A 16733-nucleotide genomic window follows, 5' to 3' on the forward strand; every position below is an offset into this window, starting at 1 on the left:
TGATATAAGGAGGCCCCTCCAGTTGGAGGGGCCTCCTTATATCACTACAATGAATGCTTGGGCTATTGAAGCCTTTTATTTGTTACGTGGGTATCTCCTTTTTTTATTTCATTAAATAAATCTGTCTCTTGATTTTGAAGGTTGGGGGTTAAAGCATCACTTCCACTCACTATACCGTTTAAATATTTTGATAACAGGTTTTCCAGTTGCGAAAGGGTTACCGGTTTTGCCGAATCATGCAATTCGTAACCAAGTTGCCCGTTTGGTTCGATAGTAGCCGTCTTCACATCACTTAACTTCGATATTCCTTGCTGCCGTAATTTCATCTCCAGAGCATCCACGGTTAATCTCAGTTTCTTCATATTATGGATCACTAATTGGCCGCCTTCAATAACAACAATTGCCGGTCCTTTAATCCACTTTTCAAAACGATTCCAGCGAACTTGTAAGATTTCAACTAATATCAACACTGATATAAACACGATTGCAGCAACGATGGTTAGGAGTATGCTTTCATTGGCAATTGGTTGAACAATGATGGTACCTATTGAAATCATCGTAATCGTCGTAGGGATCGTCATCTGTGAAATGGACTTTCTCCCGGATATACGAAGCATGAGCATCCCGAATATAATTAATACAAGCGATTTCCAAAGCTCATCCCAAAATTCATTCATAAGAAGATATGTCCTTTCTCTTCATGTACCATTTACTTTTTACATTTTGTGCAGTGTTTATTCTGTTGAAATATACTGTAACTGCTGAAGGAACAAGTTCAAATAACAAAATTGGAACTTTCATCTACCCCCCTATGTTGAAACGAAGATTCCGTTGTCTTAGACTTTAGCTCTTACAATTGCGAACTTCTACATGGGCATCTGCATAGGATAAAAAAAACAATCAAGTGAGAGGGGTATGAAGGTGTACCGCAATTCGTATTTCAATTATCAATATTACAATCCTATGCATTTTAACAATTGGAAATATATTCAAAGACCTCATTATTACCATTGTAACAATCACCACTGGAATCCTCATTTTAGAACCGTTAAATTAGGAGATTATGGAGGAAGACCATTTGTTGTGAACATCGACCAAGCCGCTAAGCAAAACAATACTTATCGCACAGCTTTATGGACAGGAGAAAAATTACAAGTGACTCTTATGAGTATTAATGTTGGAGATGATATCGGTTTAGAAGTTCATCCGACAACGGATCAATTCATACGTATTGAAGAGGGTCAGGGGCTTGTTCAAATGGGTGATAGCAAAAACAAATTAGATTTTCAAGAAATGGCATTTGATGACTATGCCATTATGATACCCGCAGGAAAATGGCACAATGTAATCAATACTGGCAATACACCACTAAAAATTTACGTTATTTATGCGCCGCCTGAACATCCATATGGTACAGTTCATGAAACTAAATCAATTGCTATGTCAGCGGAAGAAAATCACCATTTCTAATGAAAGTAGTGGAAATTATTAATAGATTGAAACTGTGTTTTAACTCATGAGATGTTAGTCGGCAAAAACAACGGGGAACTAAGACATTATTATAAATAAGTCTTAGTTCCCCGATGCTTTAATTTTGATAGAGCTGTCTAAGCACACTTACAATAATAAATTATGATACTGATAGGTCAAAGGCGCCTTTCGCGAAGGGCGGTAACTACTTCCTTCTTGTGCTTTGAACCTCAGACGACAGCAGACGGATCGAATCCAATGCTGGAATGCTGATGGAATTATAATCTGTTTAATATATGAATTCAGAAAATTATAGGACAAGAACATGTATATTTTTCAAAGCCACCTATAATGTAGCCGAGTTTATGTCATAATCCTACAATGTGGCCACTTTAGTGCATTTTATAATGACACAATTATGGCTACAAAAATAATAAAAAGCCTGATAAATCAAGCTTTCTTATCTAATAAATAGACTCTTTTGTGTCATTAGACAGCTCGGGACAAGAACTTGTACCGATAAAACAAAAAAAGCCGCTAAATCAGCGACTTTCCAAGAAATATGCTCTTGTTCCTCGACAAATAAGATCATAAAGCAACAGCTTCATCTTTATCGCAAGCTAAGTTTTTCGTTAGTGCAAGCTTTTCGGTCTGTACTCTTCGTGTGAATGCGGTTCACTTCACGCTGGAAATCGACCAACAGTATGACGAATTCTTAAAAAAAGCTTAGTTTATCAACAAAGTCAAAAACGATGGCTGCTACAAAAATCGCAGTAACGAGAATGGTGGTCAACGAGAATATCAGTGTGCCCCGTCGCAGAGCAGAAAGCGCAACGCCTCTCGTTTGAACATAATGAGCTGCTGATAATTCTGACAAGATCCCCATGATGAAAAACCATGGTTGATATACAAACAAATCCCAAAAAGCATCGACACGCATATCCACATCTCCGCTAAAGGCTTGCGGCATTTTCAAGGTGATGTGGCCTGCCAAAAAGAGGACTCTTGTTATGATTCCAGCAGCCCCATGGGCGATTAGAAAGACAGAGCAGATGAGCGTCGGAAATAACAGAAATCCTCGGTAAATGCTGGCACCGCCGATCCATGGAACCCATGAAGGAACATCCCTCACCCATGGTTTAACCAGTCCCAACAGGATAAATCCGCACAACATGATTATTACGCCCACGACGTAGCTTGCTTTATAAATGCCTCCGGTGGGATCAACAATCGGAGCCGAAAGGCCGATGGTGCCTCCCGCGGCTTGATAGAATCAGACGAAAACCGCATACAGGAGAGCTCAGATGCAACCAACATAAGCCACCCATTGTGACTTTTTTGTAAAGTTGGCGTACATGTTCCAGCCGTTAGCGAACGATGAATCACCATTACGTTCCATTACTTAGCACCTCTCATTGGCTGTAATTGATTCGCGCAAGAGAATTCGTTGCTGGTAAGATTGCACAAATGGTTCGCGCGTATAGCCACTTCCAAGGTTTGATCCCGGCGAATCGATTTCTCCATGACATATTACATATTCGAACTTATCAGCGGGTGAAAGTAGTTGCGAGCCAGCCCCTTCTTCGGAAAAAATCGTAAAACCTTCTCGTCGTTTTGAAGCACAATGTCAATGCTTGATTTGCCATTTCACATTTGCAACAGCAGCCATGCCTGAGGCAAGCCAAGCCAAAAACCCGAAGCCGGCATTACGATGGCGCCGAACAAACAGATAACCAGCAGGATCCAACCGAAAATTGCGGGAGGAGCGATTCCCTTCTTTTTAATCAGCCAATCTATCATATAGCCAAGCAACATTAGCAGGAAGCCGAACATCATGTACCAGAACGCGGTTCCGCGATCCCATTGATCATTAGCCACTGTACTCCACAAGCCTTCGGTAACGATGGGCTGTAATTGACTCGCGTAAGCAAATAAACCGTAAATAACATGAAGTAATCCGGTCAACATCAGCATCATTCCGACAAGGCGCTTTACCCCACTTATCATGGTGTCCTCCCTTCCCCTGCTCCTTCACTTTCGGCAGCACAGATCAAGATCGATCGTGACATTTCTAAGTGATCAAATTGCACATTGACGAGGAGATCGGTAACACATTTCACTGAAGACTGCTTGCGCTAGTATTCGCAGCTTTCGGGATGGGATTTGTTAACTCGGATCAACTACTTGAGCTGGTGACACCAAATGCGATCAAGACTAGTGCAACTGCATACAGCAACCATGCCGGATGTCGACCGCGTGTTCCCCAAAAGTTCAATAAAGTGCCATACAGATAGGAGCTGCCTACGAGCAAACCGGTCACGAGCCTGATATCCCGCTCGAACCAGATGGAAGCGATCAAAGCGATGCCACCGAGGATCCAGTTGAACGTGCTGAACTGTATGAGCCCCGGTATGATACGTTTGATAATTTTATCGTTGGCGAATTGGGAATCCGGCTTCACCAACGGCCTAACGATGCCACGTTGGATCAGAATTCCATGAACCAAAGCCACTCCAATTCCGATGATCCCCGCTATTACTAATGCTATGTCCTGCCAATTCATTTCAATTCTCCTCCCTAGGAAACAATAATAATGTATCCGATATACCTTGTTCTACAGGAAGTTCAACGTTGTTGATGAACTTGAGGTCGGTTCAAACGAGTTTGGACTGTGGAGCAATCGCGCGGGCTCAGTCTTATTAGTATGAATTCGTAGTATTTATGAATAAGAAAGAATCAAGTTGAAAGACTTCCCCCTTCAAACTTTTTACCGGACGGTTGTTGCGATAACGGGCATTGAGCTTATCGGAGCGCCACCCCGACCGACACCCCCCCTTTTTTTAATACGAAATCGTAGTAAGTTCTCTTCACAATTTAATACGTTTTCGTAGCAATGTCAAGACACAAAAGCCGTGATTGTTTTGCGAATGTATTTTTCACATGTTTCATGAAATGCACATTTTAATTTCTAGATTGAATATTATTTCACAATTGGATAAAATCTTGTGTGGGAAATAGACTTTGGTAATTATAAGGCGGTGTCGATATGTCCACTCAACAGAAGCAAAGGCCGATTACTTGGGGGATTGTCTGGTCTTTACTGTTTGCCTTGATGAGTTTTTATTGGGCAAGTGGCGGCATGCTGGGGGTCAACACGCTCGGACCGGAGATATCGCGGCAAGCCGTTTTGCGCGACGGTGGCTTCATTTTTATCGTGTGGCTAACGGCGGTGGCTAAGGTTGCAGGGGCACTTGTCTTACTCGCATTGAAGATCAACTGGAACAAGGCGCTTATTGGAGGAGCGTTTCGAATCGCTGCCATGTCCGGCGGTGTGCTTCTTTTTCTCTATGGGCTTTTTAACCTTGTAGCAGTCCTGCTCATGATGGTTCGAGTTCTGAATTTACCAGCAATCGACTCATACTCGGCGTGGTGGCGCCTCTTCTTCTGGGAGCCGTTCTGGATGATCGGCGGGTTGCTTTATTTCGTTGCCGGCCGGTCGGCGAGAGCGGGGGAACGCCGCCAGCCGGAACTGTAATTCTCTATTTCGGGCAAATTAACGATTTCCTAAGTTACGCTAATTGCTCCTGCTATGCTGTGGTACTCCCGAAATCGGCTAACCGAAATATGGATATCGCGAGCAAAGTCTATCCTAGTTAATAGTTATTGAATTGCTGTAATGATCCAATCTGCGCGCTTGGGTATTCTCAAGACTTACGATTGTTCAGCCCTTCCCGAATAAAAACTTCCGGTAATATGGCCTCTGCTGACTTCTCACAGCAAGCTTTACTCCGTCTTTCGGATTTTTTTCCCATCTCCACGTCTGTGAGACCTCCCCGGGTAAGAGCGATAACCTTCCCATCATCCATCTGCCACAACTACATGATGGGATTCGGGCAGTAATGGACTTTGCTTTGGATTGCAAGCTCGTCCGTCCCGTCATGCCTTTTATGTGATTTCTGTTCGTCAGACCGGGGGTTTGCCTCTGGCTTCCTTCAGATTCCGTCTCCCGGCCCTTGGCTAACAGTTCCTACTGACGCCCTTTCTTTTTTTGCTCAAGGGCTTCTAAACCGCCTGTCTCCATCTTTCTCTGCCAGGAATACAACATGGAGAAGTCCGGAAGCCTAAACAAAGCAGCGGTATCCATGAGAAAAGCGTCTGATTGAGCCAAATGATTGAGTACGTTCAACTGGCTAAAGCCGCTAATCAAAAAAGCCCGCTATTTATGCGGACTTTTAAGCGTACATGTTCTTGTTCCTCGACAAGTGGAGGTCAAGCTTTCGGCTTAATTGTAATGCCCAACTTCTTAAAAAATGGTTGCAACTGCTGTTCCACTTGCTCTATATTCGTTTGATCTTCCTTTGATAGCCGTTCAATATGAACACTACCATCCGGATCAAGTGTTTTGGCCTCATAAGCCTTTAATTCATTTACTAATTTTTGAAACTCATCAAACTCTTCTTTGCTTAATATTTGCCCTGCTTGATCTAGCACTTCATTCCAGAAAGTAGTGCTATCTAAAAGTTTAACTTCTCTCTTCGTTGATTGAACTTCATTTAATTTACGAAAGAGTGGCTCTAGCTCTGTTGTTAACCTTCTATAGTTTTTTTGCTCTCCTACGCTTAATTTCTCAAAATTAAAATCCCCATTTGCATCGGCAACTTTCAAATTAAGGGTGCCCAATTCTTTTAGTAAGGACTTCCATTTTGTAAACTCCTCTTCACTTAGGTTTTGCTTAGCGGTCTGCAGCTTTGCCTCCAGCTCATCATATTGTTTTTGAGTTACTCCGATATTTTCCCGCGAACCATAGATGGAATCAGCTATGTAGCTATAACCGGCAAAAGCACCTGTTGGGATTAACAATGTAGCGGCCAAAATACATACAACGACCCATTTTTTCATTTGCCTTCCTCCCTGAATGTGTTCGACTTTGTTTAATATTTTTTCCTTGAGCTCCGTTGGTGCGTTCCATTCTTTGATCTCTTCCTTAAAAGCAGTTTTCAATCTTTCATCGAGACTCATTAAGCTCCTCCACCTTTCCCATAGCGAGAATGCTATTTTTCTTTTTTTTGCGCATCTTTTGTAGAGCAGCATTAATCCGCGATTTTACCGTACCAAGAGGGATTTCTAATATGGCTGCAATCTCTTCTTGCGTGTAATCATTCATATAATGCAGAATAACTACTAGCTTCAGCTTATAAGGAAGTCGATTTACGCATGCAAGTAGCGATTGATTCGATACTTTGTTGACCACCTCACTTGAGAAATCGTAGACCACGGCTTGGTCAGTCCGTTCAGCTTTTTTGATGATCCGCACATGTGTCCAACTCTTTCTGCGGTAAGCCTGAACTTGCCGCATGACCACTCCCATTAACCAAGGCCGAAACGGCCTGCTTACGTCAAACTTTTTAAGAGACCGGTATACTTGAATATAAATCTCCTGAACGACATCCTCTGCATCTGACGGTTCCCGAATAAGGAAATAAACAGTATTGTACACGTCCTTAATGGTTGCTTCATATAACTCACCAAACGCATCACGGCTCCCGGCCAGCGTAAGCGAGATAAGCCTTGCATATTCAGATAGATGATTCATCTTCCACCTCCCCCTTCGGTCTTACAGTATCTATTGGTGATTTTTATTGATATCGTTCGAATTATTTCAAAATATAGGACAAATATTCAGCTGTGACCGGAAAATGATTAATTTCTGCATATCGGCATATCCGCTGGCGTTATTGTTAAACCAAGATGCCTTATAAGAAAATCTGCCCGAAGTTAAGGATAAAATTTCTTATCACAGGCTTGGGACAAAAGCTTATATTCATAAATCAAAAGGCCCGCAGTAATTTTGCTCAATATATCTTTTCGCCAGCCATACGTAATCTTTGGGTTTCTCTTGTCGTTCGCTTGGAAAATACTCCATGTAATAGGATAGCAACAGGTGCAAACGTGCATCTGCCCGCAGCACTTCACTTGCCGATGCACCCGCATTCCAGGCCAGATGAAACCACGGCTCCAGCGTCTCTGGCGCAGCTGATAGAACAGGTTGTGATATCGAAAGTTGTGTCAATTCCAATATCTGCGTGGCATCCTGCCCGCTGAACTCAACCCACACGTACTCCCACGGATCGTTAGGGTTTGGGTAGTAATAGATTTCCTTTTGCGGAAAAATCATAAAACTCTCCCCAGCGCTCAGTCGAAAACGTCGGCCTCCTGTCTCCAGTGTTCCTTGCCCCCGAATAATATAATGCAGTGCATAAACGTCACGTACCCCCGGTCCCCATTGATGGGTGTTACACGGCTTATGTCCGCCGCTGATAAAGTAAACTTGACTGGCATTTCTCCTGTCCTTCCATAATGAGCCCAACCTGATCCTCTCCTTTGTTCATATGCAGTCATTATTAAATATTACTATCATATTTTATTTCTTTTCCCTACTGGAAACACAGCTTCAAGTTGCTTATGATGGAAGTAGAGCGTTTTTTGTCCAGCATGAATGTAAGCGCATCCACTCTTCTTGAATCGACATACGTAATGGATATTCAATCTAGAGAGGAGAATGTTGTGTTGCTTAGAACGGTTACAGTAGAAAATGGTCAAATTCAAGGACTGCCTGCCGCAGATCCGCGTATAACCAGCTTTAAAGGTATCCCGTTCGCAGCCCCTCCGGTAGGTGAGAATCGGTGGCGTGCTCCGCAGCCTGCGCCTGACTGGGATGGGGTGCTGCAAGCTTTTGATTTTGCGCCGATCTCCATGCAAGCGCCAACGGTCATCGACGATAATAACATTTACACCCGGGAATGGGCTGTTGATCCGGACCTGCCGATGAATGAGGATTGTCTGTATCTGAACGTCTGGACACCCGCTAAAAGGACCGATGAGAAGCTGCCTGTGTTTGTCTGGTATTTTGGCGGAGGACTTCAAGTGGGTCACACCGCCGAAATGGAGTTTGACGGTGAACGTATTGCCCGCAGAGGTATTGTTGTGGTTACCGTCAACTACAGGCTTAATGTGTTTGGCTTCCTGTGTCATCCCGATATCAGTGCCGAATCCCCGGAAGCTCCGGCCAACTTCGGACATCTGGATCAACAGGCAGGCACGCAGTGGGTGAAACGCAACATTGCCGCCTTTGGCGGGGATCCAGATCAGATCACGATTGGCGGACAGTCTGCAGGAGGCGGCAGTGTACTCAGTCAGATGACCTCCCCGCAAAATAAAGGGTTGTTTCACCGAGCTGTCATTATGAGCGGCATGGCCACCGAGCTGTACCCGAAGGTACGTGTACCAGCGGTTCGCGGTACACTTCGTGATGCCGAGCAAGACGGTGTTGCATTTTTCCGCTTCCTGGGAGTATCCTCGCTGGCTGAAGCAAGGCAGCTGGATGCCGAATATCTGCGTGACAAAGCATTGGAATATAAGGGTTTCTGGGGAACCGTTATCGATGAACAGTTCTGTGCAGGCGATCCATTCACCCGCTTCATTCAGCATCAACGCGAACCCGTTCCCGTAATGCTCGGGCACACGTCTTCCGAATTCTGGACCCGGCCTGCGGTAAGCAGCCTGGATGAACTGAAACAGATGGCTACCGAACTTTTCGGTGAGAATGCCCCTGCCTTTTTGCAGCATTGCGAAGCCGACACCGGTGACTTGGAACATGCCCTGCAGATGGCTTCAGTCCGCATGATCGAACATGCCATCCAGCTGGCGATTCGATCGAACAGCGGGCACCCGTCCGAGACACCGCTCTATTATTATAACTTTGACGCGGAGATTCCAGGCTGGGATCAGCCAGGCACCTTCCATTCTGTCGATCTATGGTTTTTCTTCGAAACACTCGCCAAATGCTGGCGGCCATTTACAGGTAAGCATTATGATCTGGCGCGCCAGATGTGTCACTATCTGTCTCATTTCATCGCGACAGGTGACCCGAATGGTCCGGATTCCAACGGCAAACCTCTGCCCTATTGGATTCCGGCCAGCACTCACCAGCCCTATCGCATGGAATTTGGTGAACAGGCCGGGTTACAGCGTGCAGAGCCTGGGCCCGTGCTTGAATTGGTAATTGAGCAGTATTTCAAAAAGCAGAATGAGCCTGTTGTGTAAGGGTTTGATGCTACTTTAATATTACAATAAAGAGCCGTGCAAATGTGCACGGTTCTTTATTGCCTTGCCTGTTTTATTACTTACTCCTTTTTATCAATGCAGTTTTGCATCAGTTGATGCTTGGTAAGTATACTTTACTCACGTTTAAACGCACCTGTGTATAAGGTGCAGAATTTTAATTAGAATTGTGTATCTAATCGGCAATCGGGCCCGACCTTTATGCAAGCATCAGCTTATCGCACTCGGTCCTTCTTTCGATTTGATTCAGCGACGTATTATAAATTGCTTAAACTAATTTGTATTGAGATATAACCGTATGTGATTCTTGTCTTTATAACATAAAAAAAGCCGCAGGAACGCGGCTATTAAGTGTTGATGAGAATCGAGAGCCGAATGAAACAAAACGTGAATATGATGTTAGCTGATGGATACGGCTGCTTCGAACTACTCACTTACGCTTCTTTCCTTAGTCAGCTTCTTAAAAGCAATGTATTCTTTATTAGATCTTATATAATGTAATATCTCATTGGTACACTCACTCGATCTCATTATTTCAGTATTGAATTCAAGATCCTATTCATTAAAGATTCCGTTCGCAGCGTTTATCCCAGATTATCCATCGTTGACAGCTGCGGCGGATCATAACGACTGGCATTCAGGATCCGGCACGGATCCGTGGTTATGGCGTATTCGGATTGTCCAAGAAGGTGTTGCTGCATATGGAAAGTTTTTTAGTGATAAAGCCTGCTTCATTCAAACCGACCGGTTTGGATAAAAAGGAAAACAAAAAAGAATATGAAAGATCACTGGTTGAACTACAGAATTATGGTGATGTCGTTATCACTGGAGCAGCAAAACAAAATGAAGATGATTCAGGCTGGAACAGTATGTGCTACCAACCTTCGGAATTATGGTTGAGCTCGATTCAGGCAAGAAGTGACGATGTACTCGTCGATGATGCGAGGATTCGGTTGAAATCGGAATTATCCGAAATTTGCTCTGAGAAGTCTTTTAGATTCTTCGCAAAGAAACTAGCTCTCTGAACAAACAACAAAGCCGCTAAATTTAGCGACTTTCAAAGAAAATATCCTATGATGCATGGATAGCCCTCTTCGTGCCCCATAATGTAGATTCTCCTGAAAAAAGCTAGGGAAAGAAAAAATCCCTAGTAACTAAATTAGCGACTTTCTATGAGGCCATGTTCTTGTCCCACGGCAAAAGCGGAACAGTTAGAACGGATAACTAGTTCGAAAGGAGCACCTTTCTGCGGTGCTCCTTCTCTACCAATCTATCATAATGCGAACATTAATTTTTCTTCAGTGTTTCTACAAGCTCGTTCAAGCGATCCCAGGTTTGAGTAATGCCTTCCAGCAATCCCATGTCGAGAACCGCTTGAAGGGATTCCTCTGAATCGAATACTGAACGGCTGACCAATTTTGTTTCTCCTCCCAAATCAAGGAATTCCATCGTCACTTCAGGAGCAGGCATAGCTTCATTGATATTGCCATCCTCATCTGAGAAATAATCAGTGTAGACAATTTTTTCTGGCTCCACAATTTCCTTATAAATTGTCTTGTTCCAAGATTCCATACCGTACTCATCCTGATTTTGATCCACACATTTCATGCAGTAATGCCAAACACCGCCTGGTCGAAAATCGATGTTGCAAACAGGCAGTTCCCATCCATGGGTACCCCACCAACGCTTCAAGTATTCTGGCTCTTTGAACAGTTTGAATACAAACTCACGCGGGGCATCAAACACACGCTCTAACACAAGCACCTTATCATTTTCCACTCTAGAAATCATTACATGTTTGGACATTGTAATTCCTCCTTTTTTTCAGTCGTTAGAACTCTCCCTCATTCTTTAGCTCCTTCAGTAGACGATCCAAATTATCGAATCTTTCTTCCATAATTCCTTGGAATGACTTGATCCATGACTCCAAGGATTGAAAGGGCTCGGGCCTAAGCTTGTAATATCGACGGTTAGCTTTAGCAAGTACCTTCACAATCCCACAATCACTCAACACTTTTAAATGTTTAGATGTGTGAGGTTGACTTAGTTTAATCTGATGGCTAATTTCACCAACTGTTAGAGGGGATTCCCGCAATAGTTCAATGATAGCTAATCGGTTAGGTTCCGCTAATGCCTTGAGTGTTGTTACATCCATGTTTGGGGTTTCTACTGGCATGCGACTCACCTCGTTCTTATAAGTCCTCGATCATATAATGCAGTGTCTCAGCTCCTTCTCATCAAATAATAACTACTATATTGAATATAACAAAAACGGTATATAACTTTCAAGTAATATTCGAAATTAACACCTATCGCTTTCATTTTCTTTCGCTGGTTCAATAACAATGAGGACTTAAAGGGATAGTAGGTTAGTCATCTTTACCTTTTATTTTGAGAGAACCTACACCAATAATTGCTCCCAGTATAACTAAAACTATACTGGCTATAATTTCATAACCTTGCAAAGCCTCGATGTAATTTACGAGAAACCAACTTGGTCCCCCACTTGTCAATCGGTTTATGATACCTCCAACTCCTTGAATTAATAGAAGTAGACTTACACCGCTTGCAATCTCTTTCATAATGTTACATCCCCTTTCCAAATAATTAATTTCACGATAGAATTCCTCTGATGCCAATATTGAATAAAACCGCTCCAATAACTGCCACTCCCACTAATACGGAAGATAATGGAGCTTTTACTAATTTTGTTCTTAGTTTTTCAAGCTTAGTCTGTATCCAGCCTCGAAATAATTTATAAATGAACAATAATAAGATTGAAGGAAGTACCATAAGCACGTTATAGCCGAGTAAAATACTTATGGACCAACCCGTATTTAACGCTAAACGATCCATTAATAATATCGAATAAAAATACGGTAAAGCTGTGGTAAACTCGATCGCAAAAACAATAATGCCGAGTATAATCATCGCACGTATTGATACTTGCTTAGGTAACCATTCCAAAAATCGGGATTCCATTCCTTTTTTAGGCTTATAATAACTAATTAGTACAAAGACGACTCCAAGTACCGTATAAAACCAACTTGAAATTTGATTGTTAGACATGTTATCTATAAAACCAAGTATCTTCCCGACTCCCAGGTAAACCAGGATCCCCATCATGAAATAACAAAATTGTGTGGATAATAAAAAAATGATCAAACGCGATGTCAATTTTTCTTTTTGTATTAGAAGGATATAAGCTGTGATCGCCAGTACCCCGGGGCTTAAGATATCAATGAAAGCACAGAGTACAATAATGAGGAGTGCTGTTGTGGAATTTATGTTGGCAGGAATTAATGATTCCATGATTTCAAGCACCTAACCATCCCCCCCCTAATTTTATTTATTTAACACACTGTGATAAAATGATAATAACACAGTGTGTGAAAAAATCAAGAGGTGATTTGAGTGCCGAAAATTGTTGATCATGATCACAAAAGGAAAATTATCGCCGAAACGGCTTGGGAAATTATTGAAAAGGAGGGCATTGAAAAAGCATCTATCCGAAGAATTGCATCTGAGGCTGGTATGTCTACCGGGGCACTAAGACATTATTTCTCAAACCAAGATGAATTACTATTATTTATCATGGAATATTTTCTTGCCCGGGGGAAAGAAAGATCAGATAACAAATCATGGTCTCAAGACCCTTTCATTGCGGTACAAGAAACATTGTTAGAATTAGTTCCAGTGGATCGGGATAAACAAACTGAAACTAGCGTTTGGCTGGTTTTCGCGATTCGCTCGCTTACAAGTGTAGCTCTAAGCACGAAAAAAGATGAATTAACTGAAGGAGAATATATTTTAATGGAAGCGCTGCTTAAAATATTGATAAAAGCAGGCTGTGTAAAGAAAGACATCAATATTGAAATTGAGAAATTAAGGCTTTCGGTAGTTATTGAAGGTTTATCCATACATGCTCTATTAAGACCAGATATATTTACAATTGAAAAAACGGAACAAATTATTACTCACCACTTAAATGAACTTTGCAATCAATAATGCAGCTAGAATAAAAATAGACACCCCTTAGTGATAATGAGTTGAACATTAATCCAGGCACATTACGTAACTGGCCCAAAAAGTATCGGGTAACGAGTCTGTCAAAAAGAACTAAGGTTTCAATTTATCGAAGAGCATCGCTCCAAGTTTCGTTTGGAGAAGATGTGCGTTCTCTTTCACGTGTCAAGGAGCGGTTATTACAAATGGCGTACCTCTGAAGCTTCTGAACGGGAAAAGCGTAAGGTTATGCTAACTGAACGTGTGAAATGGCACTTCTACGACTCCGATGAAACCTACGGCAGTCCCAGAGTACGAAACGGGCTGGTGGTGGAAGGATGGACGGTATCGGAACGTACGGTGGGTCTCATTATGCGCGAACATGGTCTTCGTTAAGTTTGATACTTATCTAATCGGTAATCCGCTCATGTTTTTGTCCTTGACTCGGACAGGCCGTAAGTACGACCCTGTGAGTGCTTTAACACTTCCCGAAATCATTCTTCACGATATATCACACGGCTTGCAGCAGTGACTATGATTGAATAAGCCAATCTGTCTCTAACGCATTCCAGTTTGGCGCAGGCACATCCGACCTTGCCCTCCATTCGGCAAAGTCCTCATTCAAGGCTGTGAGTTCAACTGCTGTCCCATAAACTAACCCGCTAACCGGAAGCACGAAGAAAATCTTCAACGCCCAGCGGATTAAGTTTGGATAGCCGGTAATCCAAGACGTCTGCTTCGCAGGGGATAAAGGGTACCCCAATGATTCAAGTACACGGAAGCCCTCTCCCATCGCCGCCACTAACTGATGCATTCGCCTGTCATCGCGGACAATATACACGAGAAAATACCTACCCCTCTCCCGGGCAGGTATTAAAGGTGAATCGTATGAATGGCTTACCAACATTGATCACTAAAATATTAGTCCAGAAGGCTGTAGATCTGAATGCTCTCCACCTTGGCATTCTTGATACGAAACGACATCACATCCACATAATTGGATGGCTCGTAACGGAATTCATCCTCCTCATTAGGGGATCCATCACCAAGCAGTTTCCCCTCAGGGTAGGCGTTTTTGAGTGTATCCAGGCTATCTCCTGCTTTAATGTTTCGCACTGTTGCGTACTTAGGATCTGTAATTTCAATATGAAAGATGGAGTCTTGTTTCCCCTCCGGTATGCTGATTGTTTTAATCTCCAGACCAGGATACGTATAAACCTTCTCTGTAAAACCGATTAACGTATCCATGTTTGTTCCATCGCCGGCACGGTACGTATGAGATTTCAGGTTATCCGGTTTGCCCAGCATCTGTTCCATCTGATCTTCATTTGCTGTATCCGAAATCGCAATGGTGTGCTCATTATAGACAAAAGCAAGCTCCTTCAGCACCACATTGCCTTCCTTCTCCATCGAACCTTCCTTAATAGCTTCAGCACTTTGTCCTTCCGAATTTTCTGAAGCAGGCGCAGTAGAAGTTGATGCTCCTTCGCCTTTGGCCTGTTCGTCGGGCGTGTTTTTTTCAGCCGAGTTCTGCGCCGCTTCTGGCGACTTGGCACCATTGGACAAACAGCCCGTCAGTGCCATCGTTAGTAAAATACTCAGCAGGAAAACAGCTGGAGCTTTGTTTATCCGTTTCATCATGATCCCTCCATAAATGTGTGATTTCTTCTTATGAAGTGATTATAAAAAAAGCATTTATTAGTCTCATAACAGAATTGTACCAATCTTGTAACGTAACTGCTTACGCGCGTTTTTTACGCACGGGGTAACACAATCGTAACGGTCGTTCCTTCCCCGATTTGACTTTCCAAATCGATATATCCATTAAACCGCTCTACAATCTCTTTGCAAATCGAAAGTCCAAGACCTGAACCGTTCGCTGTGCTTGCATTTTTCGCCCGGTAAAATCGTTCCTGTACTCGCTCCAGCTCATCGCCCGCGATACCGATACCTTGATCACGTATCCGTATAACTACCTCGCTTGGCGTATGTGTAAGCTTCAATTCGATTCGCGATGGACTGCCTGAATACTTGATGGCATTGTCCACAAGGTTGGCGATCGCATGGGACATCAGCATGGGATTCACGTTGGCGTGGACTCTCGTCAGAAGCTTATCCTCCGGTTCCGCTCCCGCCTCCCTGAACATAATCTCGATTCCTTTATCTTTGGCCTTGGCACCCATACTCATTGCGACTTGCTGAATCAGTTCGTTCATTTCCGTCTTCCGGGCTTCCAGTTCGTTTGAACCAGCCTTGTCGAATCGGGATAGCAACAACAGTTCATTAATCAAGCGCGTCAGCCGATCCGATTCCTGCAGCAGATGAGCATAGATTTTTTGCAGCTCCTTGTTCTCGTTCTCCCCTTCAACCAAGTATTGAGAGAAACCACGAATGGCTGCCAATGGGGTTTTTAACTCGTGAGATACGTTGGAGACAAATTGCTTCTGGTACTGAATGTAATCATGAAGCTGCCGCCCCATGGAATCCAGCCCATCTGCCAGCATGCCCAGCTCATCCTTCCGGTTTAGATGAACTCTCCGAAACTCCTGTCTAGAGAAACTTTGCGCAGCGCCAAGCAACAGCTTAATCGGCTTGGTTGTGCTCTGGGCAATCCACAGACTGGATAACGTAATCAGTACAATAAATCCGCCTGCACCCGCAAACAGGATATAACGGATTTGATCCATAATCGCATAAAAGTAGGAAATATCCTCCACGAACTCATACACATATGCGTTCTCGTAATATTGATTCTGAATGGGAGTCGCAAAATATAGCAGATGATCTTCCGTTACGGTGTAGGCGTAACTGCCGCTCAGGGCTTTCTCAATATTCTTATTAAAAATAAGAGGTTTGCCATCATTAATGATGATGCCATCCACAGCCAAGCCCAGCAACTGCTTGGAGCTATCATAGATACGGACTTCCTTGCCTGAAGCTTTCAGCTTCTCCAGAGCAAGTCTGACGATTTCTTCTGTCTGCGGTTCTTCTGTCGATGATCTATGCTGTGCCAACACCTCACGGAAGGACAACTCGGACAGATCCGCCTTCTCCATCATCTGTTTTTCAATGGTAACGAAGCTGTAGTAATCGATGGTTTTATTCACCGCAAAAATGATGATGCCAAAGGACAGCAC

General features: G+C 43.2%; 19 protein-coding genes and 1 pseudogene. 6 read left to right on the forward strand and 14 right to left on the reverse strand.

Features of this window, described 5'->3' with window-relative positions; all coding sequences use genetic code 11:
• Positions 1-62: 62 nt before the first annotated feature.
• On the reverse strand, positions 63-677 hold the full coding sequence (locus J2Z18_RS24575; RefSeq protein WP_100537079.1) for a DUF421 domain-containing protein: 615 nt from the start codon (positions 675-677) through the stop codon (positions 63-65).
• 238 nt (positions 678-915) lie between these two features.
• On the opposite strand from J2Z18_RS24575, the gene J2Z18_RS24580 reads away from it, so the two are divergent.
• Entirely contained in the window at positions 916-1470 is a 555-nt protein-coding gene (locus tag J2Z18_RS24580) for a cupin domain-containing protein (protein ID WP_100537080.1), read from the forward strand.
• Positions 1471-2185: 715 nt separating this feature from the next.
• Here the strand turns inward: J2Z18_RS24580 and J2Z18_RS24585 are convergent.
• From J2Z18_RS24585 to J2Z18_RS24595, 3 genes are all read right to left on the reverse strand, one after another.
• On the reverse strand, positions 2186-2644 hold the full coding sequence (locus J2Z18_RS24585) for a hypothetical protein (RefSeq protein WP_244869112.1): 459 nt from the start codon (positions 2642-2644) through the stop codon (positions 2186-2188).
• 473 nt (positions 2645-3117) lie between these two features.
• Positions 3118-3477, reverse strand: a complete 360-nt coding sequence (locus J2Z18_RS24590) for a DUF6463 family protein (RefSeq protein ID WP_210095504.1) — start codon at positions 3475-3477, stop codon at positions 3118-3120.
• Between the two features lie 169 nt (positions 3478-3646).
• The gene (locus tag J2Z18_RS24595) at positions 3647-4033 is read right to left on the reverse strand and encodes a hypothetical protein (RefSeq protein WP_210095505.1); all 387 of its coding nucleotides are present in this window, start codon (positions 4031-4033) and stop codon (positions 3647-3649) included.
• A 483-nt stretch (positions 4034-4516) separates the two neighbouring features.
• Here J2Z18_RS24595 and J2Z18_RS24600 point away from each other — a divergent pair, with 483 nt between their 5' ends.
• On the forward strand, positions 4517-5005 hold the full coding sequence (locus tag J2Z18_RS24600) for a DUF3995 domain-containing protein (protein ID WP_007131415.1): 489 nt from the start codon (positions 4517-4519) through the stop codon (positions 5003-5005).
• A gap of 492 nt (positions 5006-5497) precedes the next feature.
• Here the strand turns inward: J2Z18_RS24600 and J2Z18_RS31075 are convergent, their stop codons facing one another.
• The 4 genes from J2Z18_RS31075 to J2Z18_RS24620 all read right to left on the reverse strand — a co-directional run bounded on the left by J2Z18_RS31075 (position 5498) and on the right by J2Z18_RS24620 (position 7837).
• The gene (locus tag J2Z18_RS31075; protein ID WP_083832649.1) at positions 5498-5677 is read right to left on the reverse strand and encodes a helix-turn-helix domain-containing protein; all 180 of its coding nucleotides are present in this window, start codon (positions 5675-5677) and stop codon (positions 5498-5500) included.
• A 62-nt stretch (positions 5678-5739) separates the two neighbouring features.
• Complete coding sequence (locus J2Z18_RS24610) at positions 5740-6489, reverse strand: DUF3600 domain-containing protein (protein ID WP_007131416.1); 750 nt, start codon at positions 6487-6489, stop codon at positions 5740-5742.
• The gene (locus J2Z18_RS24615; RefSeq protein WP_007131417.1) at positions 6476-7063 is read right to left on the reverse strand and encodes a sigma-70 family RNA polymerase sigma factor; all 588 of its coding nucleotides are present in this window, start codon (positions 7061-7063) and stop codon (positions 6476-6478) included. Before J2Z18_RS24615 ends, J2Z18_RS24610 begins: the two co-directional genes overlap by 14 nt.
• 228 nt (positions 7064-7291) lie before the next feature.
• Positions 7292-7837, reverse strand: a complete 546-nt coding sequence (locus tag J2Z18_RS24620) for an AraC family ligand binding domain-containing protein (RefSeq protein ID WP_007131418.1) — start codon at positions 7835-7837, stop codon at positions 7292-7294.
• Between the two features lie 200 nt (positions 7838-8037).
• On the opposite strand from J2Z18_RS24620, the gene J2Z18_RS24625 reads away from it, so the two are divergent.
• Both J2Z18_RS24625 and J2Z18_RS24630 read left to right on the forward strand, forming a co-directional pair.
• Positions 8038-9573: a carboxylesterase/lipase family protein gene (locus J2Z18_RS24625; RefSeq protein WP_210095506.1), complete on the forward strand. Its 1536-nt coding sequence runs from the start codon at positions 8038-8040 to the stop codon at positions 9571-9573.
• A 622-nt stretch (positions 9574-10195) separates the two neighbouring features.
• A pseudogene (locus J2Z18_RS24630) lies at positions 10196-10616 on the forward strand (AlkZ-related protein).
• A gap of 262 nt (positions 10617-10878) precedes the next feature.
• On the opposite strand, the gene J2Z18_RS24635 reads toward J2Z18_RS24630, so the two are convergent.
• From J2Z18_RS24635 to J2Z18_RS24650, 4 genes are all read right to left on the reverse strand, one after another.
• Positions 10879-11397, reverse strand: a complete 519-nt coding sequence (locus J2Z18_RS24635; RefSeq protein WP_007131420.1) for an SRPBCC domain-containing protein — start codon at positions 11395-11397, stop codon at positions 10879-10881.
• Positions 11398-11422: 25 nt separating this feature from the next.
• A complete protein-coding gene (locus J2Z18_RS24640; protein WP_007131421.1) occupies positions 11423-11767 on the reverse strand; it encodes an ArsR/SmtB family transcription factor in 345 nt (114 codons plus the stop codon).
• 193 nt (positions 11768-11960) lie between these two features.
• On the reverse strand, positions 11961-12173 hold the full coding sequence (locus tag J2Z18_RS24645; protein WP_028407015.1) for a hypothetical protein: 213 nt from the start codon (positions 12171-12173) through the stop codon (positions 11961-11963).
• Between the two features lie 31 nt (positions 12174-12204).
• Positions 12205-12915, reverse strand: a complete 711-nt coding sequence (locus tag J2Z18_RS24650; protein ID WP_007131422.1) for a GAP family protein — start codon at positions 12913-12915, stop codon at positions 12205-12207.
• 90 nt (positions 12916-13005) lie between these two features.
• Between J2Z18_RS24650 and J2Z18_RS24655 the strand changes: the two genes are divergently transcribed.
• Positions 13006-13599: a TetR/AcrR family transcriptional regulator gene (locus tag J2Z18_RS24655; RefSeq protein WP_007131423.1), complete on the forward strand. Its 594-nt coding sequence runs from the start codon at positions 13006-13008 to the stop codon at positions 13597-13599.
• Positions 13600-13845: 246 nt separating this feature from the next.
• Positions 13846-13992, forward strand: coding sequence for a helix-turn-helix domain-containing protein (locus J2Z18_RS24660; protein WP_210095507.1), 147 nt, complete (start codon positions 13846-13848; stop codon positions 13990-13992).
• 525 nt (positions 13993-14517) lie between these two features.
• Here the strand turns inward: J2Z18_RS24660 and J2Z18_RS24665 are convergent.
• Together J2Z18_RS24665 and J2Z18_RS24670 are read right to left on the reverse strand one after the other, a co-directional pair.
• Positions 14518-15237, reverse strand: coding sequence for a hypothetical protein (locus tag J2Z18_RS24665; RefSeq protein ID WP_245256188.1), 720 nt, complete (start codon positions 15235-15237; stop codon positions 14518-14520).
• Between the two features lie 113 nt (positions 15238-15350).
• A complete protein-coding gene (locus J2Z18_RS24670; RefSeq protein ID WP_244869115.1) occupies positions 15351-16703 on the reverse strand; it encodes a sensor histidine kinase in 1353 nt (450 codons plus the stop codon).
• Positions 16704-16733 lie beyond the last annotated feature (30 nt).

This window comes from Paenibacillus lactis, assembly GCF_017873605.1.
GTDB classification, from domain to species: Bacteria; Bacillota; Bacilli; order Paenibacillales; family Paenibacillaceae; genus Paenibacillus_AQ; species Paenibacillus_AQ lactis.